The organism is Hungatella sp. (assembly GCF_046966825.1).
On sequence record NZ_JBKVCZ010000033.1, the window covers coordinates 19,621 to 40,264 of the forward strand.

15 protein-coding genes are annotated in these 20,644 nt (G+C 46.8%); 13 read left to right on the top strand and 2 right to left on the bottom strand.

Annotated elements, in window-relative coordinates:
• Positions 1 to 4 precede the first annotated feature (4 nt).
• Positions 5 to 1,279 carry a PucR family transcriptional regulator gene (locus ACLTD4_RS12590; RefSeq protein WP_055657655.1) on the bottom strand — a complete coding sequence of 425 codons (1,275 nt, stop codon included), beginning with the start codon at positions 1,277 to 1,279 and terminating at the stop codon, positions 5 to 7.
• Positions 1,280 to 1,350: 71 nt separating this feature from the next.
• Here ACLTD4_RS12590 and ACLTD4_RS12595 point away from each other — a divergent pair, with 71 nt between their 5' ends.
• Positions 1,351 to 2,805: a M81 family metallopeptidase gene (locus tag ACLTD4_RS12595; protein ID WP_117634402.1), complete on the top strand. Its 1,455-nt coding sequence runs from the start codon at positions 1,351 to 1,353 to the stop codon at positions 2,803 to 2,805.
• A gap of 83 nt (positions 2,806 to 2,888) precedes the next feature.
• Here the strand turns inward: ACLTD4_RS12595 and ACLTD4_RS12600 are convergent, their stop codons facing one another.
• Positions 2,889 to 4,781 carry a PfkB family carbohydrate kinase gene (locus tag ACLTD4_RS12600; protein WP_117634400.1) on the bottom strand — a complete coding sequence of 631 codons (1,893 nt, stop codon included), beginning with the start codon at positions 4,779 to 4,781 and terminating at the stop codon, positions 2,889 to 2,891.
• Between the two features lie 228 nt (positions 4,782 to 5,009).
• Here ACLTD4_RS12600 and rbsK point away from each other — a divergent pair, with 228 nt between their 5' ends.
• The 12 genes from rbsK (at position 5,010) to ACLTD4_RS12660 (ending at position 20,636) form a co-directional block, all read left to right on the top strand.
• On the top strand, positions 5,010 to 5,918 hold the full coding sequence (gene rbsK / locus ACLTD4_RS12605; RefSeq protein WP_320922976.1) for a ribokinase: 909 nt from the start codon (positions 5,010 to 5,012) through the stop codon (positions 5,916 to 5,918).
• A 32-nt stretch (positions 5,919 to 5,950) separates the two neighbouring features.
• Positions 5,951 to 7,345, top strand: a complete 1,395-nt coding sequence (locus ACLTD4_RS12610) for an ABC transporter substrate-binding protein (protein ID WP_147335900.1) — start codon at positions 5,951 to 5,953, stop codon at positions 7,343 to 7,345.
• 121 nt (positions 7,346 to 7,466) lie between these two features.
• Positions 7,467 to 8,348: a carbohydrate ABC transporter permease gene (locus ACLTD4_RS12615; protein WP_117634394.1), complete on the top strand. Its 882-nt coding sequence runs from the start codon at positions 7,467 to 7,469 to the stop codon at positions 8,346 to 8,348.
• Positions 8,341 to 9,177 carry a carbohydrate ABC transporter permease gene (locus ACLTD4_RS12620; RefSeq protein WP_117621491.1) on the top strand — a complete coding sequence of 279 codons (837 nt, stop codon included), beginning with the start codon at positions 8,341 to 8,343 and terminating at the stop codon, positions 9,175 to 9,177. The genes ACLTD4_RS12615 and ACLTD4_RS12620 overlap by 8 nt, the downstream gene beginning before the upstream one ends.
• A 16-nt stretch (positions 9,178 to 9,193) precedes the next feature.
• Positions 9,194 to 11,332 carry an ADP-ribosylglycohydrolase family protein gene (locus ACLTD4_RS12625; protein ID WP_117634392.1) on the top strand — a complete coding sequence of 713 codons (2,139 nt, stop codon included), beginning with the start codon at positions 9,194 to 9,196 and terminating at the stop codon, positions 11,330 to 11,332.
• A 33-nt stretch (positions 11,333 to 11,365) separates the two neighbouring features.
• Complete coding sequence (locus ACLTD4_RS12630) at positions 11,366 to 12,283, top strand: carbohydrate kinase family protein (RefSeq protein WP_117634390.1); 918 nt, start codon at positions 11,366 to 11,368, stop codon at positions 12,281 to 12,283.
• A gap of 32 nt (positions 12,284 to 12,315) precedes the next feature.
• Positions 12,316 to 13,407 carry an ADP-ribosylglycohydrolase family protein gene (locus tag ACLTD4_RS12635; RefSeq protein ID WP_147335899.1) on the top strand — a complete coding sequence of 364 codons (1,092 nt, stop codon included), beginning with the start codon at positions 12,316 to 12,318 and terminating at the stop codon, positions 13,405 to 13,407.
• A 178-nt stretch (positions 13,408 to 13,585) separates the two neighbouring features.
• Positions 13,586 to 14,641 (top strand): LacI family DNA-binding transcriptional regulator, encoded by a 1,056-nt coding sequence (locus ACLTD4_RS12640; protein WP_243008338.1) that lies wholly within the window; start codon positions 13,586 to 13,588, stop codon positions 14,639 to 14,641.
• Between the two features lie 472 nt (positions 14,642 to 15,113).
• Positions 15,114 to 16,550, top strand: a complete 1,437-nt coding sequence (locus ACLTD4_RS12645) for an ABC transporter substrate-binding protein (RefSeq protein ID WP_117634384.1) — start codon at positions 15,114 to 15,116, stop codon at positions 16,548 to 16,550.
• A 106-nt stretch (positions 16,551 to 16,656) separates the two neighbouring features.
• Positions 16,657 to 17,526, top strand: coding sequence for a carbohydrate ABC transporter permease (locus ACLTD4_RS12650; protein WP_055657638.1), 870 nt, complete (start codon positions 16,657 to 16,659; stop codon positions 17,524 to 17,526).
• 9 nt (positions 17,527 to 17,535) lie between these two features.
• Positions 17,536 to 18,378 carry a carbohydrate ABC transporter permease gene (locus ACLTD4_RS12655; RefSeq protein WP_002601213.1) on the top strand — a complete coding sequence of 281 codons (843 nt, stop codon included), beginning with the start codon at positions 17,536 to 17,538 and terminating at the stop codon, positions 18,376 to 18,378.
• A gap of 71 nt (positions 18,379 to 18,449) precedes the next feature.
• Positions 18,450 to 20,636: an ADP-ribosylglycohydrolase family protein gene (locus ACLTD4_RS12660; RefSeq protein WP_117634383.1), complete on the top strand. Its 2,187-nt coding sequence runs from the start codon at positions 18,450 to 18,452 to the stop codon at positions 20,634 to 20,636.
• Positions 20,637 to 20,644: the final 8 nt, after the last annotated feature.

Genomic DNA, 20,644 nt, shown 5'->3' on the forward strand with positions numbered 1-20,644 from the left:
AAGTCTACGAGGTAAAATCCTTATGATATCCAAGCTGATAGACACAGATGCATAAATACAGGGTGAAGAGCGCATCTGTGTTGTGTTCAAAATCAAAATCGAATTTCAGCAGCTCCTTGATATGCTGGAGCCGGTAGGTCAGGGTGTTCCGGTGAATATACAGGGCCCTGGCAGTCTTCTGGATGTTAAAGGAATTGTGAAAATACTGCTGAAGCGTCTCAAAAAAGTTGGTATCGTTGTTGGCGTCGTACTCGATGAGAGGCGAAATAATATCACGGCTCAGCTTCCGGAAGTCCTTTAGCTCCGGGATGTTGAGAATGTGGTAAATGCTCTGCTCAAAATAGGAGGAGGCGCTGTTTGATAAGTTCAGCTGCTTCTGAACCTTGATGGATTTGAAGCTCTCTTCAAAGGAGAGGGCGATGGTCTCCACACCGAAGTGCGCGCTGCTGATCCCGATTCTCAGAGAAAAGCGTGATTCCAGTTCCTTGTACAGATTGTTGGCCAGCACATAGCTTTTTGTGATGATATCCAGATCCTGATCCTTATACGGATAGAGGAGAAAGACGCTGGCAAAATTGTGGTTATAGACCAGGAAGTACTTGTCTGCAGTGAGGTAATTGCGGAGTCTGGAGATGAGCTCACGAAGCTCGTCCTCGTTATCCTCCGAGTCCTGAAGCTGCAGGGTCATGCAGACCCGTTTTAAGTCCGGATTGAAATTGTAAATATTACAGATGTTCCTGATCTCATCCGGAGTCTTGGAGCTGCTGCTGTGGAGAACCTGGAGAAACGGCGCGTAAAAATTATTGGAAAAACCGGCGGCGGTAAATGCAGTTTCCTTGTCTAATGTCAGGGCAAGAAAAGGAAGCGCGTTCTCCACAATGGCCAGAAAGCGGCTGTCAGTCAGTTCGATCTTTTTATCGATGCAGAGGTAATAGCTGTAGTTGGGAAGCGGAAGCGCCTTACATACAATCGTTTCTCCGGAAATAGAAAATTCGGCCGTATCGGATTCCGGTTCGCAGGCAGGGGACAGCAGGGAAATCTGCGGGGGAGGAATCTCTCCGAACGCGTGATCAGACGCGGCGAAGGTGTTCCTGTGACTCGAAAAGGCCAGTCTGGCGGCTGCCGGATGAAAGCCGGCGTCGGTCAGAATGAACGTAAATCCCGAGACACCTGCGAGATAGTCCAGAAGGTCAGACAGGCTGCAGTTGGAATAATATAAGTTGGAAACCCGGATCAGTTCGTTATAGACAGGTTTGTTGTAAGCTTTATCGTTTCCCATGATTTCCCTCCCTGTAAAAGTATATTTAATTATAAACGAAATGAAACAAATTGCAAAGGAATAATAGTAAGATGAAAAAGAAAATATTCGTGGCAGGTATTTATCAGGAGAGCAACTCCTTTTCTCCGCTCATGTCAGAGCAAAAAGATTTTTTGACGTATTTGAAGGGGGAGGAACTGACGTCTCAGACGCCTGGCGTCAAAGAACTGGAGGACGCCGGTTATGAGGTGATTCCCGGGCTCTGTGCCAGTGCCTGGCCGGGGGGGATTTTAAAGCTGGAGGACTATCGCAGGATGGTGGGGGAGATCCTGGAGCAGCTTCCGCTGGATGGTTCGCTGAGCGGCATCCTTTTCCCGTCTCATGGGGCGCTGGAGGTGGAGTTCATCGGGAGCGGGGACGCGTTTCTGATCAGTATGCTGCGGGAACGGGTGGGCCCCAGGGTTCCGATTGCCCTGGCGCTGGATCTTCATGCCAATAACACCTATACTCTCGCAAGGCTGTCGAATATCATCTACGGATATCGGACCGCGCCTCACATCGACATCGAAGAGACCAGCATACGGGCCGCAAAGCTTCTGATAAAAGCGATCGAGGAAGGAAAAGAGCCATGGACGGAGTTAGTCCGTCTGCCCTTTATGATGCCGGGAGAAAATATGATGACGGAAGCCGGATTCGGAAAAGAAGTGATCTCCATGGTGGCGGATTTAGAGAGTGTTCCGGGCGTCTGGTGCGCCTCATATTTCGCCGGAATGCCATGGGTGGACTGCGCGCAGGGCGGCTCGTCCATTGTGATCTCGGGAGTGGGGGATAAGCGCCCGGGAGTGAAGGCCGCTGTGGAACTGGGCAGGAGAATCTGGGAGCGGAGGGCGGAATTCAAGTTTCAGGGTACGGCAATGGAGCCGCTTAAGGCGCTTCTCACGCTGGACCGGTGCGGCCATTATCCGGCCTTTCTCTCGGATTCGGCGGATAATGTGACGGCAGGCGCGGCGGGGGATAACGCGTATATGCTGGATATGATCCTGAAACAGGGGATTAAAGGCGTTCTCGTCGCCCATTTTATCGACGGCCCCGCTGTGGCGTTCTGCGCCGCAAAGGAGAAGGGGGACCGGTTTGATTTAAGCCTGGGCGGCACGATCGATCCGGCGGGAAGCGTGAGAACGGTGCTTACGGACGCCGAGCTGGTGGAGGTATTCCGGCAGGGAGGAAAAGCGACGGCTGCAGTCGTGAAAACAGATGCGGTGACCGTGCTGATCCTGGCCGAACGCGGACCGATCACCTCGGAGGCCGTGCTGAATTCGTACGGACTGAGCGCATATGATTACCGGATTACCGTGGTAAAACAGGGGTATTTGACGCCGGAATTCTACGAGGTGCTGAAAGAGTATATCATGGCTCTGACACCGGGAAACTGCGCCCAGGATCTTACTATGGCGGAGTATAGGAATGTGCGCAGGCCGATGGAACCGCTTGATATCGTGGGGGATGAGAGGCGGATTGCGGAGACGTATGAAGTAGTAGACGATTGACCGGAGAAAATATAACAGGAACGGACAGGCGGTAAATAAGCAGCCCTGTCCGTTCCTGTTTTGTGTTTTTTGGAATAAATATCCTATAGAATGTCTGATTCTACTCGCTTGATATAAGTTTCCAATGAATTTTTATCAATTAGTGAAGGGATGACTCCCTGCCTCAGTACACAGAATCCGGCGGCATAGGTTGCTATTTTTGCGGCCTTTTCTATGGAGTGGCCTGCAGAGAGATAGACAGCCAGAGCTGCAATAAAGGCATCTGCCGCACCGGTGGTATCCACAGGGGTAAAGGGAGCTGCCGGAATATAGCCGGTAAAATCGCGGCTTTTAACAAAGCACCCGGAATGTCCCAGTGTAATGATAACCGTTTTTGCTCCTCTCCGGATAAATTCCTCTGCTTTCTCCTCTATATCAGAAATTTCGGGACAAAGAAGCTCGGCTTCTTTTCGGTTGGGTACAAAGATATCAATCAACGCCATGAGTGAGGGACTGATCCGGTTCATTGCAGCCGGTTTCAGGATGTTGAGTACACCGTATTTTTTTGATATCCTGGCAGCTGCCTCCACAGCCTCTTCCGGAACTTCTGTCTGAAGCAGACAATATCCGGCTGTCTCAAATACTTTCTCATATGGAGTGATATCATCGGGACACAGTTTTTTATTGGCGCCAGATAAAAGCGTAATCATACTTTCGCCGTCGTTTTGTACATGAATATAGGCTTTTCCTGTCTCCTCATTGGGAACCCGCTTTAAGCCCTGAATATCTACGTGGTTTTCTTCCATACAGGTATAGACGAGGATCGAATCGTAGTCACTTCCCACCTTCCCGATCAGTACTGCTTCACTGCCAAGCCTTGCGACACCAACCGCCTGATTGGCACCCTTACCACCGGGGATGACTGAGTGTTTACTGGTACCTACGGTGCGCCCCGGCTGGGGCAGTTCATCCACATTCAGCGTAATATCGATATTGATACTGCCAACCACGATAATCTTTCGGGCATGAGATGAAAAAGGAAGGTCCAGGCTTTTTGTATTCTCTAAAACATATTCGGCCTGGAAACTATCGGATCCCCCTTCTTTTTTTTCACATTTTTCAATCAGACGTTTACAGACAAATGCTCCAAATTCGTAGTATGGAATCTTGATGCTGGAAATGCAGGGGAATGCTATATTTTCCCTTGCATCGTCACGCAGACTGACAAGGGATAGATCCTGTGGTACATGAAATTGGCGCCTCGATAAATGATCCATCAGAATCAGGGAGGAGGCATAATGAGTACTGACAATTCCTGTGGGAGTGTGTGACAGAATACCGTCGCACCAATCATCCGTTTCGACAGAAAGTCTCATTGAGTCACTATATGGAATGCTATGGTCAAAAAGGCATTTCTTGAATCCCTCAAAAACCATAGCGGATCGCACACTGCTGTGTTTGGTCAGACAGGCTATTTTTGTATGCCCGTATTGCAGCAAAAATTCTGTAGCCGCATAGCCCATGGCAGAAAAATCAATAAAAAAAGAGGAAGGCTCGGCCGGAGCGCTAATGCGGCAGACCTCAATATTGTTCTCTGCAAAGTAACGTTCGTATTCCAGGCTTTTATTGCATACCGGTTCCCAGATTACGCCATCAACATTATTCTTGCAAAGTGAAGTTATATTTTTTAATTCACTTTCAGGGCTGTCTTTGCTGTCGTAGAGCAATACACTGTAACCATTATTCTGGGCGGTGGATACGGCCCCATTTATAAAACGGTTTGTTTTAACTGCGGATTTTAAAAGCACTCCCAGGATAAAAGTTCTGGCATCTGAAGTATTCTTTACAGTGCCATAGGGGGTGTAATTGTATTCCTTTACTATTTTAAGTACACGGTTTCTGGTTTCTGTATTAATGTTGGCATCTTTGCCGTTAACAATTTTTGATACGGTAGAGATGGAAACGCCTGCAAGTTGAGCGATCTCTTTAATGGTCATATGGATTCTCCCTATATATATGTTAAGTCTATTATGGTATAGATGGGAATCTTTGTCAATTGAAATAAAAAAACATATTGTAGATAATATATAAAAAAACAATTTCTAAAAACATTTTTGTTGATATTAATGCTAAAACATATTGACAAGTGGAAAAAATATGATAATATATAACTATGAAAATTATTTAAGAAAACATTTTCCTATACATAATATCAAACGGAGGTAATGATGAAGAAGGGCATATTGGTAATTGGAAGCCTGAACATGGACCTGTCCATTGACCTGGCTAAGATGCCTGTGACCGGCGAAACGATTTTGGGAAGAGGAATCGCTTATAAAGCTGGAGGAAAGGGGGCCAATCAGGCGTGCGCAGCTGGAAAGCTGGGAGGGAGAGTCCGGATGCTGGGGTGTGTTGGACAGGACGAATTCGGACAAAAGCTGGTAAAGAGCCTGTCAGAGTCCGGTGTAGAGACTGATTACATTAAAGAAAGCCGGGATCTGCCGACAGGAACTGCGGTAATTTATGTAGATGATAACGGTGACAATAGCATTGTTGTAATTCCGGGCGCAAATATGGCTTGTGATATTGAGTATTTAAAAGCGCAGGATGAACAATTTCATTGGTGCGATTATGTGGTACTTCAGATGGAAATTCCTTATGAAGCGGTCTGGTATTCGGTGAAACGGGCAAAAGAACTGGGGAAGACGGTGATCTTAAATCCAGCGCCGGCACCGGACAAAATACCAGAAGAAATTCTTTCGCTGGTGGATTACCTTACCCCCAATGAGACGGAAATTATCGCATTGAATGGTAAAAGTAAAGACGATATCAGGGAGGGGGCTGAAAAACTGCTTAGCCGCGGAGTGAGCAATGTAATTGCAACTCTGGGAGACAGAGGAGCTTTGCTGGTTAACCGGTATGGCGAGACATTTTATCCGGCAAGAAAAGTGGTGTCAGTGGACACGACGGCTGCAGGAGACTGCTTTAATGGAGCTATGGTTGCAGCGCTGGCGGAGGGGCAGAGCGAGGCAGAGGCAATACTATTTGCCAATATAGCTTCTTCAATTGCAGTAACCCGGAAAGGGGCGCAGGAATCACTTCCAATACGAGAAGAAGTGGCGGTGATTATGTGAAATATATTTTAAGAAAGAGAAGGGAGAAGAAGATGATGAAGAAAACAAAGAGGATACTGGCATTAACTTTGACGGCGTGGAGCCTGCTGGCACTGACCGCCTGCTCGGGCCAAAAAGCGTCTGAGACGGCGACAACAGAAAAACAGGCGGCAGGAGAAACAACAACAGCAGAGAAAACTGAGGCAGCAAAGGGTGAGGGAAAAAGAGAAAAATTGGTTATTTCCACGTATTTGGCTGATGCGGCGCAGGTGGCGGTAAGAGAGAAATATATAGATGGTCCACTGCAGGAAGCATTTCCGGATGTGGATATTGAGATCAAGATGTATAATGACCGTCAAAGTCTGCAGGTGGAGGTCGCCGGCGGCGGTGGCCCTGATATTCTGGACCTGGATGGCCCAACCGATGTTGCTGAATTCGCGAAAGCGGAACGTGTTCTGGCACTTGATGATTATGCGGCAAAATATGGCTGGCAGGATATGTTTTATGGCTGGGCCTATGACAGCTGTTTCTATAATGAAAAACTGTTTTCACTGCCGACAAGCTTTGAGGGCATGGTGATTTATTACAATATGGACGTCATGGAAGAGAATGGCTGGAAAAAGCCGGAAACAAAAGATGAGCTGATCACCCTGATGAAGGAAATTAAGGACAAAGGGATTATACCACTGTCGTTTGGAAACTCCAATTATCAGGGCGCAGTTGACTGGCTGTATTCAACATTTACCAGCTGTTACGCTGGACCGGATGTTCTTCGTAAGGCCTTGACAGGAGAAGGCAAATTCACAGACCCGAAGCTGACTGCATCAATTCAGACCATGGTTGATTGGTGGACAGAAGGCTGGCTCGGAGACAACGCTTCTCAGTCTATTACGAACGAAGACATGATGGCTTTCTTTGCAGAAGGCAGAGCAGCGATGATGATAAATGGAACATGGGCTTCAAACCAGCTGAATACGACATATCCAGACTGTAACTGGGATTCTGAGATGATGCCGAAAGATCCGGAGATCGGAAGCATACTTCCGTTTGCGACAGGCGGTGGGTATTCCATTAATGCTAACTCTAAAAATCCGGATCTGGCAGCGGAAGTATTAAATTACTTATTTACAAGTATGGACCGTCACTATGCATCGATTAATGAAGCAGGGTATCAGCCATATCCTTTAAAGGATTTCGACATATCCAAACTTGAGGGTATGGACCCGAAGATGTTTGACCAGTACCAGCTGCTTATGGATGCACAAACGAACAACCAGATTGGTTTCTGCTCTTGGACATTCTATCCGTCTGACATGAGAGTCTATATGAATGAAAATGTGGATTCTATGTTCTTAGGGGTACTCAGCGTGGACGATTTTATGAATAAATCTCAGGAATATCTCGATGCTGCGCTGGCAAGTGGTACAGCTCCGGTGCTTCCTGAATAATTAAAAAGACTTGCAGAAAGCTGAATCATAAATAAATCGGACACGGATGAGTGATGTTTCAATATTAAGGGAATTCCCATGAAACGCACACTCATCCGTGTTTTATCAGGAAGGTGAATACGTGAAAAACAAGAAAATACATTTGACACCATATCTTTTTATACTTCCGGCCTTTGTAATCCATCTTGCGCTTGTTACCCTGCCGTCGTTAAGCACACTGGTTATGTCACTGTATGAATGGAACGGTTTGGGCGCTGCTAAATTCATAGGCCTGGATAATTTTAAAGAGATTGCAGCGGATCCTATGGTGAAACAGGCAATCTTACATAACATTGAATGGCTGCTGGTATTTATTACAGTACCGCTCATTCTTGGGTTTGTTGTAGCAATTATTGTAAGCCAATTAAACCGGGGGCAGATGATTTTTCGTACAACATTTTTTATCCCTTATGTCATATCGGCGGCGGTTGCAGGTAAAATCTGGACTGCCTATATGAACCCGTATTATGGGTTTAATCAGGTATTTGCAAAACTTGGCTGGGATGGCCTGGCGAAAACACTTTGGCTTGGAAATCCCAAGATCGCCCTGTATTCGGTTGCGTTTGTTGACAACTGGCATTGGTGGGGATTTATCATGGTGTTATTTTTGGGAGCACTGCAGCAGGTTGATTCCGAACTTTATGAAGCTGCCAGAGTGGATGGAGCAAACCGGTTTCAGGAGCTTTTGCACGTGTCTATCCCGGGAATCAGACCTACAATTGCTTTTGTTCTCATTATGACGATCATGTGGTCCTTCCTGACATTCGATTACGTTTACATTATGACGAACGGCGGTCCGGCCAATGCGACAGAGATTATGTCGACGTATATTTATAAGAATGCATTTACAAAGTACCGGGCGGGTTATGCCAATGCACTCTGCGTAATTCAGTGCGGTATCTGCATCATACTGTATTTTGTACAGAAGGTGATCAGCGAGAAGGGAGGGATTGAGAATGGATAAGAAAAAGAAAATCAGTATCTGGTATATCGTTAAATATGTATTTTTATTTGGGATGCTGCTGTTTGCGCTTGTGCCACTGCTTCAGGTATTCATAAACTCCTTCCGATCGGATCGGGAGGTAAAGACGATGCCATTAGGGCTGCCGAAACAGTGGGTGTTTAACAACTATCCTGAGACATGGCAGATCGGCGGTTACGGACAGGCATATATTAACAGCTTACTGATAGCGGCAGTGGTAATTGTCGTGGTTTTGGCAGTGGCCGGTTTGGGGGCTTATTCTATCAGCAAGCTGGAATACAAGGGAAGAGGATTTTTTAATGCTTATTTCTTCGTGGCAATTTCTCTGCCTGGATTTCTCTATATCGTACCGGATTACTTTATCTTTAACAAACTTCATCTGATTGATACCAGAGTAGGACTGATGCTGGTATACATTGCGATGCAGATACCATTTAATATGTTGCTTTTAAAGACGTTTCTGGCGGGAATTCCCAGAGAACTGGAGGAGGCAGCGAAGATCGATGGCTGCAATGAACTGGATAGCTTTATGAAAATTACGCTGCCTATTGCAAAACCGATGTTTTTAACTGTGGCTATTCTTGTGTTTGTGAATGTGTGGAACGAGTACCTCTGGTCAAATACGTTTGTTACTACGGAGATTATCAAACCGGTGGCTACCCGGTTTGTCAAATTTACTGGTGAGTATGGCAGCGATATGGCGAAGATTTATACGGCTAGTGTTATTACGATTGCACCTGTTATTATACTGTATCTGCTGTTCAGCCGTAAATTTATTGAAGGTATGACGAGCGGAAGCGTGAAAGGGTAGTGGAAAGGGAGAATATATGAAGACTGAATATATAGAAAAGATATACGCGGGATGGCTGGCAAAGATAATCGGCATCCGGTTCGGAGCACCTGTTGAAGGCTGGACTTATGATAAGATTAAAAATATCTTTGGCGAGAAGCTGGAACATTATCCGGCAGACTATATTAATTTTGCTGCAGATGACGACAGCAATGGTCCTTTGTTCTTCCTGCGCTCAGTGGAAGACAGCAAAAAAGGATATCATGTGAAATCTCAGGATGTGGCGGAAGCTCTGCTGAATTATGCCCCTTTTGAACATGGATTTTTCTGGTGGGGCGGATTTGGTATATCAACGGAGCATACTGCTTACTTAAACTTGAGAAATGGCATTTCTGCGCCGAGAAGCGGGAGTATCGAACAGAATGGAAGCACGATGGCGGAACAGATTGGCGGTCAGATTTTTATTGATACATGGGGACTGGTAAATCCGGGAAATCCTGATAAAGCCGCTGCGATGGCAAGGGAAGCTGCCAGCGTAACCCATGGTGGTAACGGCGTGTATGGCGGTATCTTTGTAGCTGCCTGTATTAGCTGTGCGTTCGACGAAAAAGATATTGTTAAAATTATAGAAAAAGGTTTGAGCTATATTCCGGAGAATTGCGAGTATGCAAACGTGGTACGAATTGTAATGGAGTATCATGCGGGCCATCCGGATGACTGGAGAGCGTGCTATCATTTTATACATGATAATTATGGTTATGACAAATATCCTGGAAACTGCCATATTATTCCCAATGTTGCGGTGATGATTCTGGCTCTCCTGTATGGAAATGGTGAATTTGACCGTACGCTGGAGATCTGTAATCTCTGTGGTTGGGATACAGACTGCAACGTGGGAAATGTAGCGACGATTATGGGAGTAATCTGTGGGCTGGAAGGCATTTCTTATGATAAATGGAGAAAACCGATCAATGATCTGCTCATATGCTCCAGCGTAGTGGGCTCGTTAAATATTATGGATATCCCTTATGGGGCGTCCTATATTGTGAAGCTGGCCAGTGAACTGGAGGGTACAGAGCTTCCTGAACTGTGGAAGACAATCACGAAATCGAGGATTGACAGCTGCCACTTTGAGTATCCTGGTTCCACCCATGCAATGAGACTGAGAATTGAAACAAACGACAGAAAGGCCTCCGGAAACAGAGAACTTTCCATTATGAATACGAATGAGACGTCATATACAGGGGAACGTTCCTTGAAGTTCCTGGCCAGAACTATGGAACCTGGAGAAAACGTCTACGTTTATAAGCAAACTTATTACAGGCCGGAAGACTTTTCGGACAGCCGCTATGATCCCTGCTTCTCACCGCTTGTTTATCCAGGCCAGACTCTTCATGGAAGTGTATGCATTCCGGAATACGGGCCGAAAGCGAGAGCGGGCCTGTATGTGAGAGACATTCATACAGGAAAAGTATATGAGGGAGAGATTAAAGAACTGGTAAAAGGACAGTGGGAAGAACTGATATTCGAGATTCCGGGAAATATGGATGCATTAATTGGCGAGATGGGCATGTGTTTTCATATTGAAGGTAAACATATGGAACATTTTGATTTTGTTGGATTTGTTGATGATCTCTATGCTGACGGCGCAGCGGATTACAGGGTGGATTTCACAAAGGAGGAAGAAGAATACTGGCCTGGCACGGTGCACAGAGAGATCAGCCAGTTTACAAAACTGAAAGGCAATACGTATCTCGCAAATGGACAAGTCCACATTGCATGCGGTGATTTTGGCGAGATCAGTACTGGAAGGTATGATTGGACTGATTATACGGCCGAATTTACTATAACACCGATGACTGGGACTCACCATATGGTGATTGTCAGAAGCCAGGGAGCAATGAGGTCGTACGGTGTAGGATTCGATGTGGCAGGCAGATTAACCGTATTTAAAAATTTAAATGGATATAAGGCGATGGCATCAAAGCTGTTTGACTGGGAGTACGGCAAAGAGTATAAGATTACCGTTAATGTTGCCGGGAATGTGATTACTGCCGGGATCGATGGAGAGACAATCACCTGGGCAGACGATGGGGAGGCATATTTACACGGCGGGATCGGCCTGGCTGTATTGGAAGGAAGTCATATGAGCTGCAGCGGAATTCGAGTGAAATAGGGAGGCATTGATTGACGGAAAGGACGGTTTTCTATGGAAGTTTGCGGACTTGGAACGATTGCGATGGACGTTCTTATGCAGGTGGATATGCTCCCGCAAAAAGACGGCTTCTGCATGGTTGAGAATACTTCATATCAGCCAGGGGGGAGCGGAAGCAATGTGATTGTACAACTGGCAAGACTAGGGGCGGAATGCGGTTATATTGCGGCCTTGTCGAAGGATCGATACGGGCTTGATATCCTGAATAATCTGAAAGCAGAAGGCGTAGACACTTCGTGCATGGAGGTGTTTGATAAGGGGGTGACACTTCACACGGATATTGTTATTGATCAGAATGGTGACAAATTCATTATGCTAAACATGGGAGATACCTTCGAAAAACTGGAATATGATGATATGAAAAAGCTTTATGTAGAGAAAACGAAGGTATTCTATACAGATCTCTGCCCTGGAAAACCGGCAATGAAGGCAATTACTGCTGCCAGAAATCGAGGAATTGAAACGGTGTTCAATATGCAGGTGGGCTTGGCAACGATGAATGGTCTGGGAGTATCAAAAGAAGAACTTCTTGCCTGTATCAGGGAAGTCGATGTCTTTGCTCCGTGCAGGCAGGGGCTCTTTGATCTGACAGGAACTGAAAACCTGGATGAGTGCTGCGGATATTTAAGAAATTATACAGATGCAGTTCTGCTCTTTACTCTGGGCAGCGGCGGTTCGGCCGCTTATGACCGGGATGGAACGAAGTATGAGGTCCCATGTAAAAAGGTGAATGTGATTGATACTACGGGAGCGGGCGATTCCTACATGGGAGGCTTCATCTATTCTTACTGCATCAAAGGGAAAGATCTGCTGTCCTCCATGCGTTTTGCCACAGCTTGTGCTGCACATACGTGCAGCGGCCTTGGAGCAAGATTTTCACCTGATCTGGAGATGGTAGGTCAATATCTGTGACAGAGTGTAAAGTTTTAGCGGAGGTGAAGGCTGTGGAAGCGAAGGAAGAACTGTGGAAACGAATTCGTGGCGCCCTCGTTGGAATAGCCTTTGGCGATTCGTTTGGGATGCCAGTGGAAATGTGGAGCCGGGAAAAAATTGCTGCAGAGTACGGAAGAATTCGGGAACATTTGCCGGGGGATGATAATAATTTTATATCCAAGGGGCTTAAAGCCTGCGAAGTAACGGATGATACAATAAATACGATTCTTGTTATAGATATGCTGAGCGGCAGTGGCGGACAAGTGGATCCTGGAAAATTCATACAGTTATTGAAAACGTGGGCGGAGACATCCTCAAAGAGCAATACAGTAATCGGACCGAGCACGGCTAAGGCGATGGAGAAAATTGCCGCTGGTGTTCCGATGGAAGAAACTGGGGTGACAGGGACTACCAATGGAGCGGCGATGAAGATTCTTCCGATTGGACTGCTTCATGAGGTGAAAGATCTGGACGACTTAATTGAAGATGTCAGGAGGCTCTGCCTGCCGACCCACAATACATCACCTGCCATCAGCGGAGCCTGTGCAGTGGCTGCTGCAGTTTGCTATGCAGCAAATATCAGGAGCACACGGGAATACGAAAAGACGGAAGGAGAGGGGCAGTCTGCTGACAAAAAGCTTGAGGAGATGCTTGACTTTGCCCGAAAGGCCGCTGAGAGAGGCCGTGTATTAGGAAATCAGATTGGAGCCCCCTCTGTCAGCGCCAGACTGGAACTCTGCCAAGAGTATATGAAAAAACATACGGAGGATGAGGTTATAGATTTTATTGCAGATATTATCGGAACCGGACTTCCTGTAGAGGAGAGCGTAACGGCTGCTATTTCTTTTGTCTGTCTGGCAAAAGCTGATCTGCAGAAATGTGCGGAATATGTGGTACGAGCAGGAGGAGATACAGATACGATTGCAGCTATTGCTTGCGGGATATGCGGCGCTTTTAATGAGGGAGAGGGTATTACACGGGAGGTGGTGCAAAGAATTGAGGAAATAAATAACATATCCTTTGATGATCTTGCCGATAAGCTGATGGAAGCCCGGCTGGTGCGCCACAGAGAAGAAAAATGTATGGCAGAGAGGGGGATATAAGTAGAGTCTGACATACTGTTTTGGTATCCGGTAAATCTCCTGCTGCAGGGATTTACCGGATATTTTCATTTTGCATGTAAAGAATCATGAGAAAAGAAGAAAACAGTTGACGTCATCTGATAAATATTATATATTATTGATAAATATATTTATCAACTAACCATTGGGAGGGATAACATTGAAAGTAAAAGTAAAAGACATTGCAAAAGCGGCAGGGGTATCGCCCACCACGGTGTCGCTGGTTTTAAATAACCGCCCTTCCAGAATTGCGGAGGACACGAAGGAGCATATTCTACGGGTCGCCAGAGAAATGCAGTTTCAGAAGGAATCGGAAATAGATTTTTCGGAGTTTAAGAAGGTGAAGACGCTCGGCATGGTGGTGCCGGACGTGATGAGCTCTTTTTATCACAGGCTGGCGGAGGAAACGTCGAGACATGCGTTTTACCAGGAATACACAGTCTTTCAGTGTTATACCAATGACGATATCCAGTGCTTCTATATGGCGGTGGAAGGGCTGATGGCCAAGAACGTGGATGGGATCATCATCATACCGCCCAGAACGATGGATAAAGAAAATGTGAAGCTGCTAAAATCGCTGCAGAAGAGCGGAGTTCCCATGGTGCTGCTGGATCGGGCGGCGTATGCGGTGTTCTGTGACTTTGTGACGGCGGACAACAAACACGGCGGGCGGATTGCCACGGAATATTTGATTAAGCACGGCCATACCGGAATCGGCTGCCTCGTAGGCGAGGCGAATGTTTACACCTCCAGAAAGCGTGTGGAGGGATACCGCGAAGCACTGGCCGCGGCGAAGATTCCATTTGATAAAGATCTTGTCTATTACGGAAATTACGATATAGAGTCAGGACGGGCCGGAATGGAGATCCTGTGGGAAAAAGGCGTTACCGCGGTGGTTGCAGGCAATGATCTGATGGCCTATGGCGTGTATCTCTTTGCAAAGGAGCATCACCTTTCCATACCCGGTGATTTATCGGTGATTGGCTATGACAATACGGAGCTGTGCGGCCTTATGGACGTGCCGCTGACGAGTGTGGACCAGAATACTGATACGATGGCCTCCAAGGCGGTTGAAGTATTGCTGCGAAGAATCGAGGAGCCGGCCGCGGATGAATCGGAACCGGCCAGAAACTATTATTTCACGCCGTTTGTGGTGGAGCGTGATTCGGTGGGAGAGATGAATCAGAGCTCAGCAAAGCGCAGTGAAATGCGGTAAGACACAGTGAAAAAAGATGAAACGTTATAATTCGCAATAAGCAGCAAGGAAAAGTCGATTGATAGATAAATAACGGATAAATAAAAGCTAAATAAAGGCTAAATAAAAGTTAAATACCACATATTGCAAAGGCAGGAAACGAAGAATATTGATTCGTTTCCTGCCTTTATTTTTTTGCACTTTTTCGACAGTGAATTTGAATAAATAAAACGGGAAAAAATAAAAGAATCAGTTTAACTCCTGTTTATCTGCACAAATTTGGATTATATGTACAAAAAATATATTAAAATAACTGATAAATAAGAATAAATCACTATTAAAATACAGGGAGAAAATGAAAATTCTGAATTCATTTTTCGTATTGACAAAAGTAGATAAAATGATATAATGAAATTACAGAAACATTTATCACAAATTTATCATGTGCTCAAAGGTACCGTGAAAATTTCAGTGAAAAAGGAGAGAAAAGTAAATGAAAAAAAGATTTTTTGCAGCAGCTTTATCAGTTGCCATGGTTGGAACTCTTTTGTCAGGGTGCAGCATATCCACAACCAGCACGCCGGAGAGCGATGCGGCAGGAACTACGGCAGCAGCGGGTGAGACGGCGGCGGCTGAGACGACAATAGCAAGCCAGGATTTAAAGGGACGTGAAGAGATCACTTTGTGGTTCTGGGGCGCAGAGCCATACGCACAGGAAGCGATGCAGCAAATCCTGGCAGATAAGTATAACAGCTCTCAGGATAAGTATAAGCTCGCTATCGAATTCAGACCATCGGTTGATACGGATATGTCAACTGCACTGGCGGCAAATCAGGGACCCGATATCGTATATGGTTCCGGTCCATCTTTCGTTATGCCGCTTGTAGAGGCAGGAAAACTGGAGCCACTGGATACCTATTCCGAACAGTACGGGTGGAGTGACCGTATCCTGAAGCCGTTCTATGAATCTGGAACCGTGAACGGTAAACTGTACAGTTTAATCAGCGGTGTCAGCACGATGGGAGTCTTTTATAATAAGAAGGTACTGGCTGATAACGGCTGGGAAGTTCCGAAGACGATCGAAGACATGGAGAAGATCATGGATGACGCTCTCGCAAAGGGATTGTATGCATCTGTTACGGGAAACAAGGGCTGGAAACCAGTGAATGAAAACTATGCTTCCGTATTTTTAACTCATGTAGCAGGACCGGAGACCATGTACAAATGTCTGACCGGAGAAGAAAAATGGAACAATCCGAATGTCACCGCAGCGATCGAAAAGTCAAAGGAATGGTGGGATAAAGGATATCTTGCAGGTGATGATTATGTAAACTTGAATTTCAGTGAATCCCTGCAGCTTTTATCTGATGAAAAAGCTCCGTTCTTTATTGGGCCGTCAATCGCATTCCAGTGGGCAGCGTCTTTCTTTACCGGAGATAAGACAGAAAATATTGCGTTTATCCCATTCCCTTCCACAGAGACGGTTCCCAATGAAACGTATACTCTGGGCGCTTCCTGTACCCTGTCCATTAATGCCAATGTAAGCCAGGAACATAAGGACGAGGCGGCTAAGATTATTGATATGATGTTTCAGCCGGAATTTATGCAGGAGATGACAACCGCATGGCCGGGATACTGGGGAACACCGCTGAAAGATTTAGCCACCATTGACACCAGCAAGATGGGATATTTATCACAGTCCTTTGTTGACGTTGTGAAAAATATTTCAGCTGCCGTGGATAAAGGAAACTTCGGATATTATGACAATGTATTTTTCCCGGCTTCCACACAGCAGAGTATGGTGAACATTGAGGATGTCTGGTACGATACGGTATCAGTATCCGATTATCTTGATAAGATAGATAAGGATTTTGCAGATGCACTGGCTAAGGGCCTTGTACCTCCGATTCCGGAACCGGCAATGAACTGATATCAGCACAGCACAGGCAACTTAAAAAGGGAAGAAGGGAGATGGCCGGTATGCAGGAAGGAAACAGCATACCGGTCATTTTTCTCCAATGAAGAGGAGGTTTTCAATGAAGAGTAAAAAGATAAACTGGAATTATCTTTTGATTGCTCCGGCGCTGCTCATCAGCGTGTCCGTTATCCTGCTCCCGGGAATCATGACCATCGTCTATTCCTTTACGGATTATAACGGTATTTCGCAGAATTTTAATTTTATAGGGCTGCAGAATTTTAAAGAATTGTTTCAAGACAGGATTTTCTTCCTGGCAATCCGCAACAACTTAATCTGGACCATTATGTTCATCACGATTCCGGTGTGTATCGGTATGCTGGCCGCGATGCTTCTCTTATCGAGATCGAAGACGAGAAGTATCTATCAGGTGGCCTTTTTAATTCCTTACGTTCTGGCTCCGGCGGTAAACGCCATGCTGTGGCTGAACGTGATTTTCAGCCCGGTTGTTGGTGTTGTTTCATTTTTAAAGAATTTTGGAATCGACTTGGGATCGCCTCTTGCCAGCATGAAAAGTGCGATATTTGCCTGTGCAGGCGTCGATATCTGGCATTACTGGAGTTATTTGACCGTTATTTATCTGGCGGCATTACGACAGACACCGACCGATCAGGTGGAGGCGGCCAGGATCGATGGCTGTAATGGCTGGCAGTTATTCCGCTACATTTATCTGCCGAATATTAAGTCCACGGTAAATCTGATGTTTGTCATGATAGTCATTGGTTCCTTCCTTGCATTTGATTACGTCAAGCTGCTGACCGGCGGAGGTCCGGCACATTCTACAGAGGTACTTGGTACATACGCCTACTCCTTTGCATTCAGTGAGATGAAGGTAGGCAAGGCGGCCGCGGTTGGTCTCTTTATGAGTTTCTTTGGGTTGATTGCTTCTCTGATTTATACGCGAATGAGCCGCAAAGAAAACATGGATTAGGAGGAGAATATGGGAGTTTCTTCGAAAAAGAAAAGAATATGGATCAATGTGCTGATTCATTTTGTATTGATTCTGCTTTTGCTTATCTGCCTGCTTCCGATTGCGCTGGTGGTCATCAACGCATTTAAGACAAATGCTGAAATTGTAAGGAATCCATTGTCGATTCCCAAAGTGCTTCATCTGGAGAATTTTATCCAGGCGTGGACGACAGGTAAATTTGCCCATGGGTTTATCAACAGTATCAAGCTGAGCGGCTGTACGATTCTCATCATTCTGGTCTGTTCCACTCTGGCGGGCTATGTGCTGTCGGGTTACCGGATCAAGGGGAGCGGCATCATACTCACCTACTTTATGATGGCGATGACTGTTCCGATTCAGTTGTTCTTATTCCCGCTGTATTATGCTTTTGCAAAGCTTAACCTGATTGGAAATATTCCGGCAACCAGTCTGATTCTGTCGGCTATGTTTATGCCGCTGTCGGTATTTCTGATGAGAACATTTTTCTTAAATGTGCCGAAGGAACTGGAGGACGCGGCCAGAATTGACGGGGCCAACACAGGACAGGTGATCTGGCATGTGATGCGTCCGGTGGTTTCGCCGGGGTTAATCACGGTTGGAATTCTGATCGGCCTTCAGTCCTGGAATGAATATCTTGTATCAAGTACCTTCTTACAGGGGGAAAAGAACTTTACCGCTACTTTAGGATTTCTGTCTATGAACGGAAGTTACGGATCCAACATGTCGATTCTGATGGCATCCTCGGTAATCCTGATCGCGCCGATCGTCGTCTTCTTCCTTTGCGCTCAGAGATACTTTGTAGACGGCATGGTGAGCGGAGCTGTGAAAGGCTAGGTGCAGCCATGCGGGCAGGAAGACAGAGAGAAAATTAAGAGCACTCTCAGATATAAATGGAGGAATTCAACATGAAAAACATAGCTTGTTTCAAAAATGACATCTACGCCGGTGTACTGGGAAAGATCATCGGTGTTTACCTGGGACGTCCGGTAGAGGGCTGGACCTATGAGGCCATCCGGGATACCTTCGGTGAAATCAACTACTATAAAAATCACAGGACGGGCGCGCCCCTCATCGTTCCGGACGACGATATCTCGGGAACCTTCGCGTTCTTTAGGAGTCTGGAGGACAACAAGTTTGATCCGGATATCCGGGCGGAGCAGATCGGGGACAGCTGGTTAAACTATATTATTGAGAATGAGACCATCCTCTGGTGGGGCGGCCTCTCGAGAAGCACGGAGCACACCGCGTATCTGCGCCTTAAAAATGGAATCAGGGCTCCGAAGAGCGGTTCCATCGAGTTAAACGGGCGGAGCATGGCGGAACAGATCGGCTCGGAGATTTTTATCGACACATGGGCCATGGCAAATCCGGGCAATCCGGAGCGGGCGGCTAAGATGGCCAGGGAAGCGGCCGGCGTCAGCCACGACGGAATCGCCATCGACGCAGCAGTTTATCTGGCTGTTATGGAGTCGCTGGCCTTTGTGGAGAAGGATATCGACAGGTTGCTGGATGCGGGGCTTGCCTACATAGAAAATCCTGAATTTATCCGACTGGTCGGAGCGGTCAGGGAACAGTGTGCCAAGGCGTCTGACTGGAGGGAAGTGAGACAGTGGATCGCAGATCACCACGGATATGAGAAGTATCCTGGTAACTGTCCGATGGTGACAAACCATTTGACTCTTTTGATGGCATTTATTATGGGCGGCGACGATTTTAACAAAGCGTGTATGATCGCCTGCAGTTCCGGCTGGGATACGGACTGCAATTCCGGCAATGTCGGCTGTCTGAATGGAATCCGGCTGGGCCTCGATGGTTTTCGCACGAGCACGGATTTGAGAAAGGCTGTGGCGGACCGGTTGTATGTGGTCACCAGCGACGGAGGCTCCTGCATTTCAGATGCGGTGCAGGAGACCAGGAAAATCTTAAAGGCGGCCTGCCGTCTGGAATATGAGCCGGTTGATTTCCCGGAGGAGCGTCTGGCCTTCGAATATCCGGGCGCCGTTCAGGGGATTGTTCCTTACGATAAGAATACGGAAGAACAGGTACTGTGCGGAATCGATAATCTGGTGGAAAGTCCTCTGCACTGCAGTCCGCAGAATGGTAATGAGGAGACAAAAGAGTATGGATGCCGCCTTTCTTACCGCGGCTTAGGGCCTGGGGTGCATGCGACTGCCTGTATCGACACTTTTATCGACCTTCAGCCGAAGGGAAAGGAAGGGACCAGCTACTTTGACGTGCTCTGCTCCCCTTCCCTGTACAGCGGCCAGGAAGTGAAGGCCGTTATAGCGGCGGGAGCGGTAAGCCCGGCCTTTACCTTTTTCATCGAGTACTTTAATGAGAGAGATGAGCTGGAGACCTTATCCAGCAGCGCCTTCCAGCTTAACGACGGAGATAATGAGATAAAATGGCGGATTCCCGATGTGGGCGGCCACGCCATCTACCGGCTGGGGATTTCCTTAAGAAGTGGTGCATGCGGTTCCCGTCTGGATGGTTCCGTGATTATCAAATCTCTCGACTGGTCGGGGGCGCCGGAGTGCTACCGCATGGGAAGATCCATGGAAATGACGCCGACCCTGACTCCGTGGACGACGACCACATCATGGCTGAAGACATTTGTCTCATCTGCGGATCATTTCTGCCCGGATTATACAACGACATTTTCCATCTCCCATGCGGCGCCTAACGGTGTTGTGACGACGGGTACCATGGACTGGGATAACTATTCTGTGAAATCGGTGATTACATTTTCCCAGCAGGATGCGGCAGGGCTTGTGGCCCGGGCAAAGGGACACAGAAGGTATTACGGGGCAGTGCTGAAGGACAAAAAGGCTGTGATCTACAAGCAGTGCGATGCAAAACGCACCGTAGTGGCGGAAGCTGCCTGTGATTTTGAAATTGACGATACCCGGGAGCTTGCCTTTACTCTGGATGGCCCGCGGCTGTCTCTGGCAGTGGATGGGAAAACAGCGGTGAGCGGACAGGATGAGAGTTACCTGTGCGGCGGAGCGGGCTTTGTAGTGGATTCCGGAGCGATCCTGGCGGATGGCTTTGAGGTCAAACGCATCTGCTCCCGCAAGAATAAGAAGGATTGAGAGGAAAA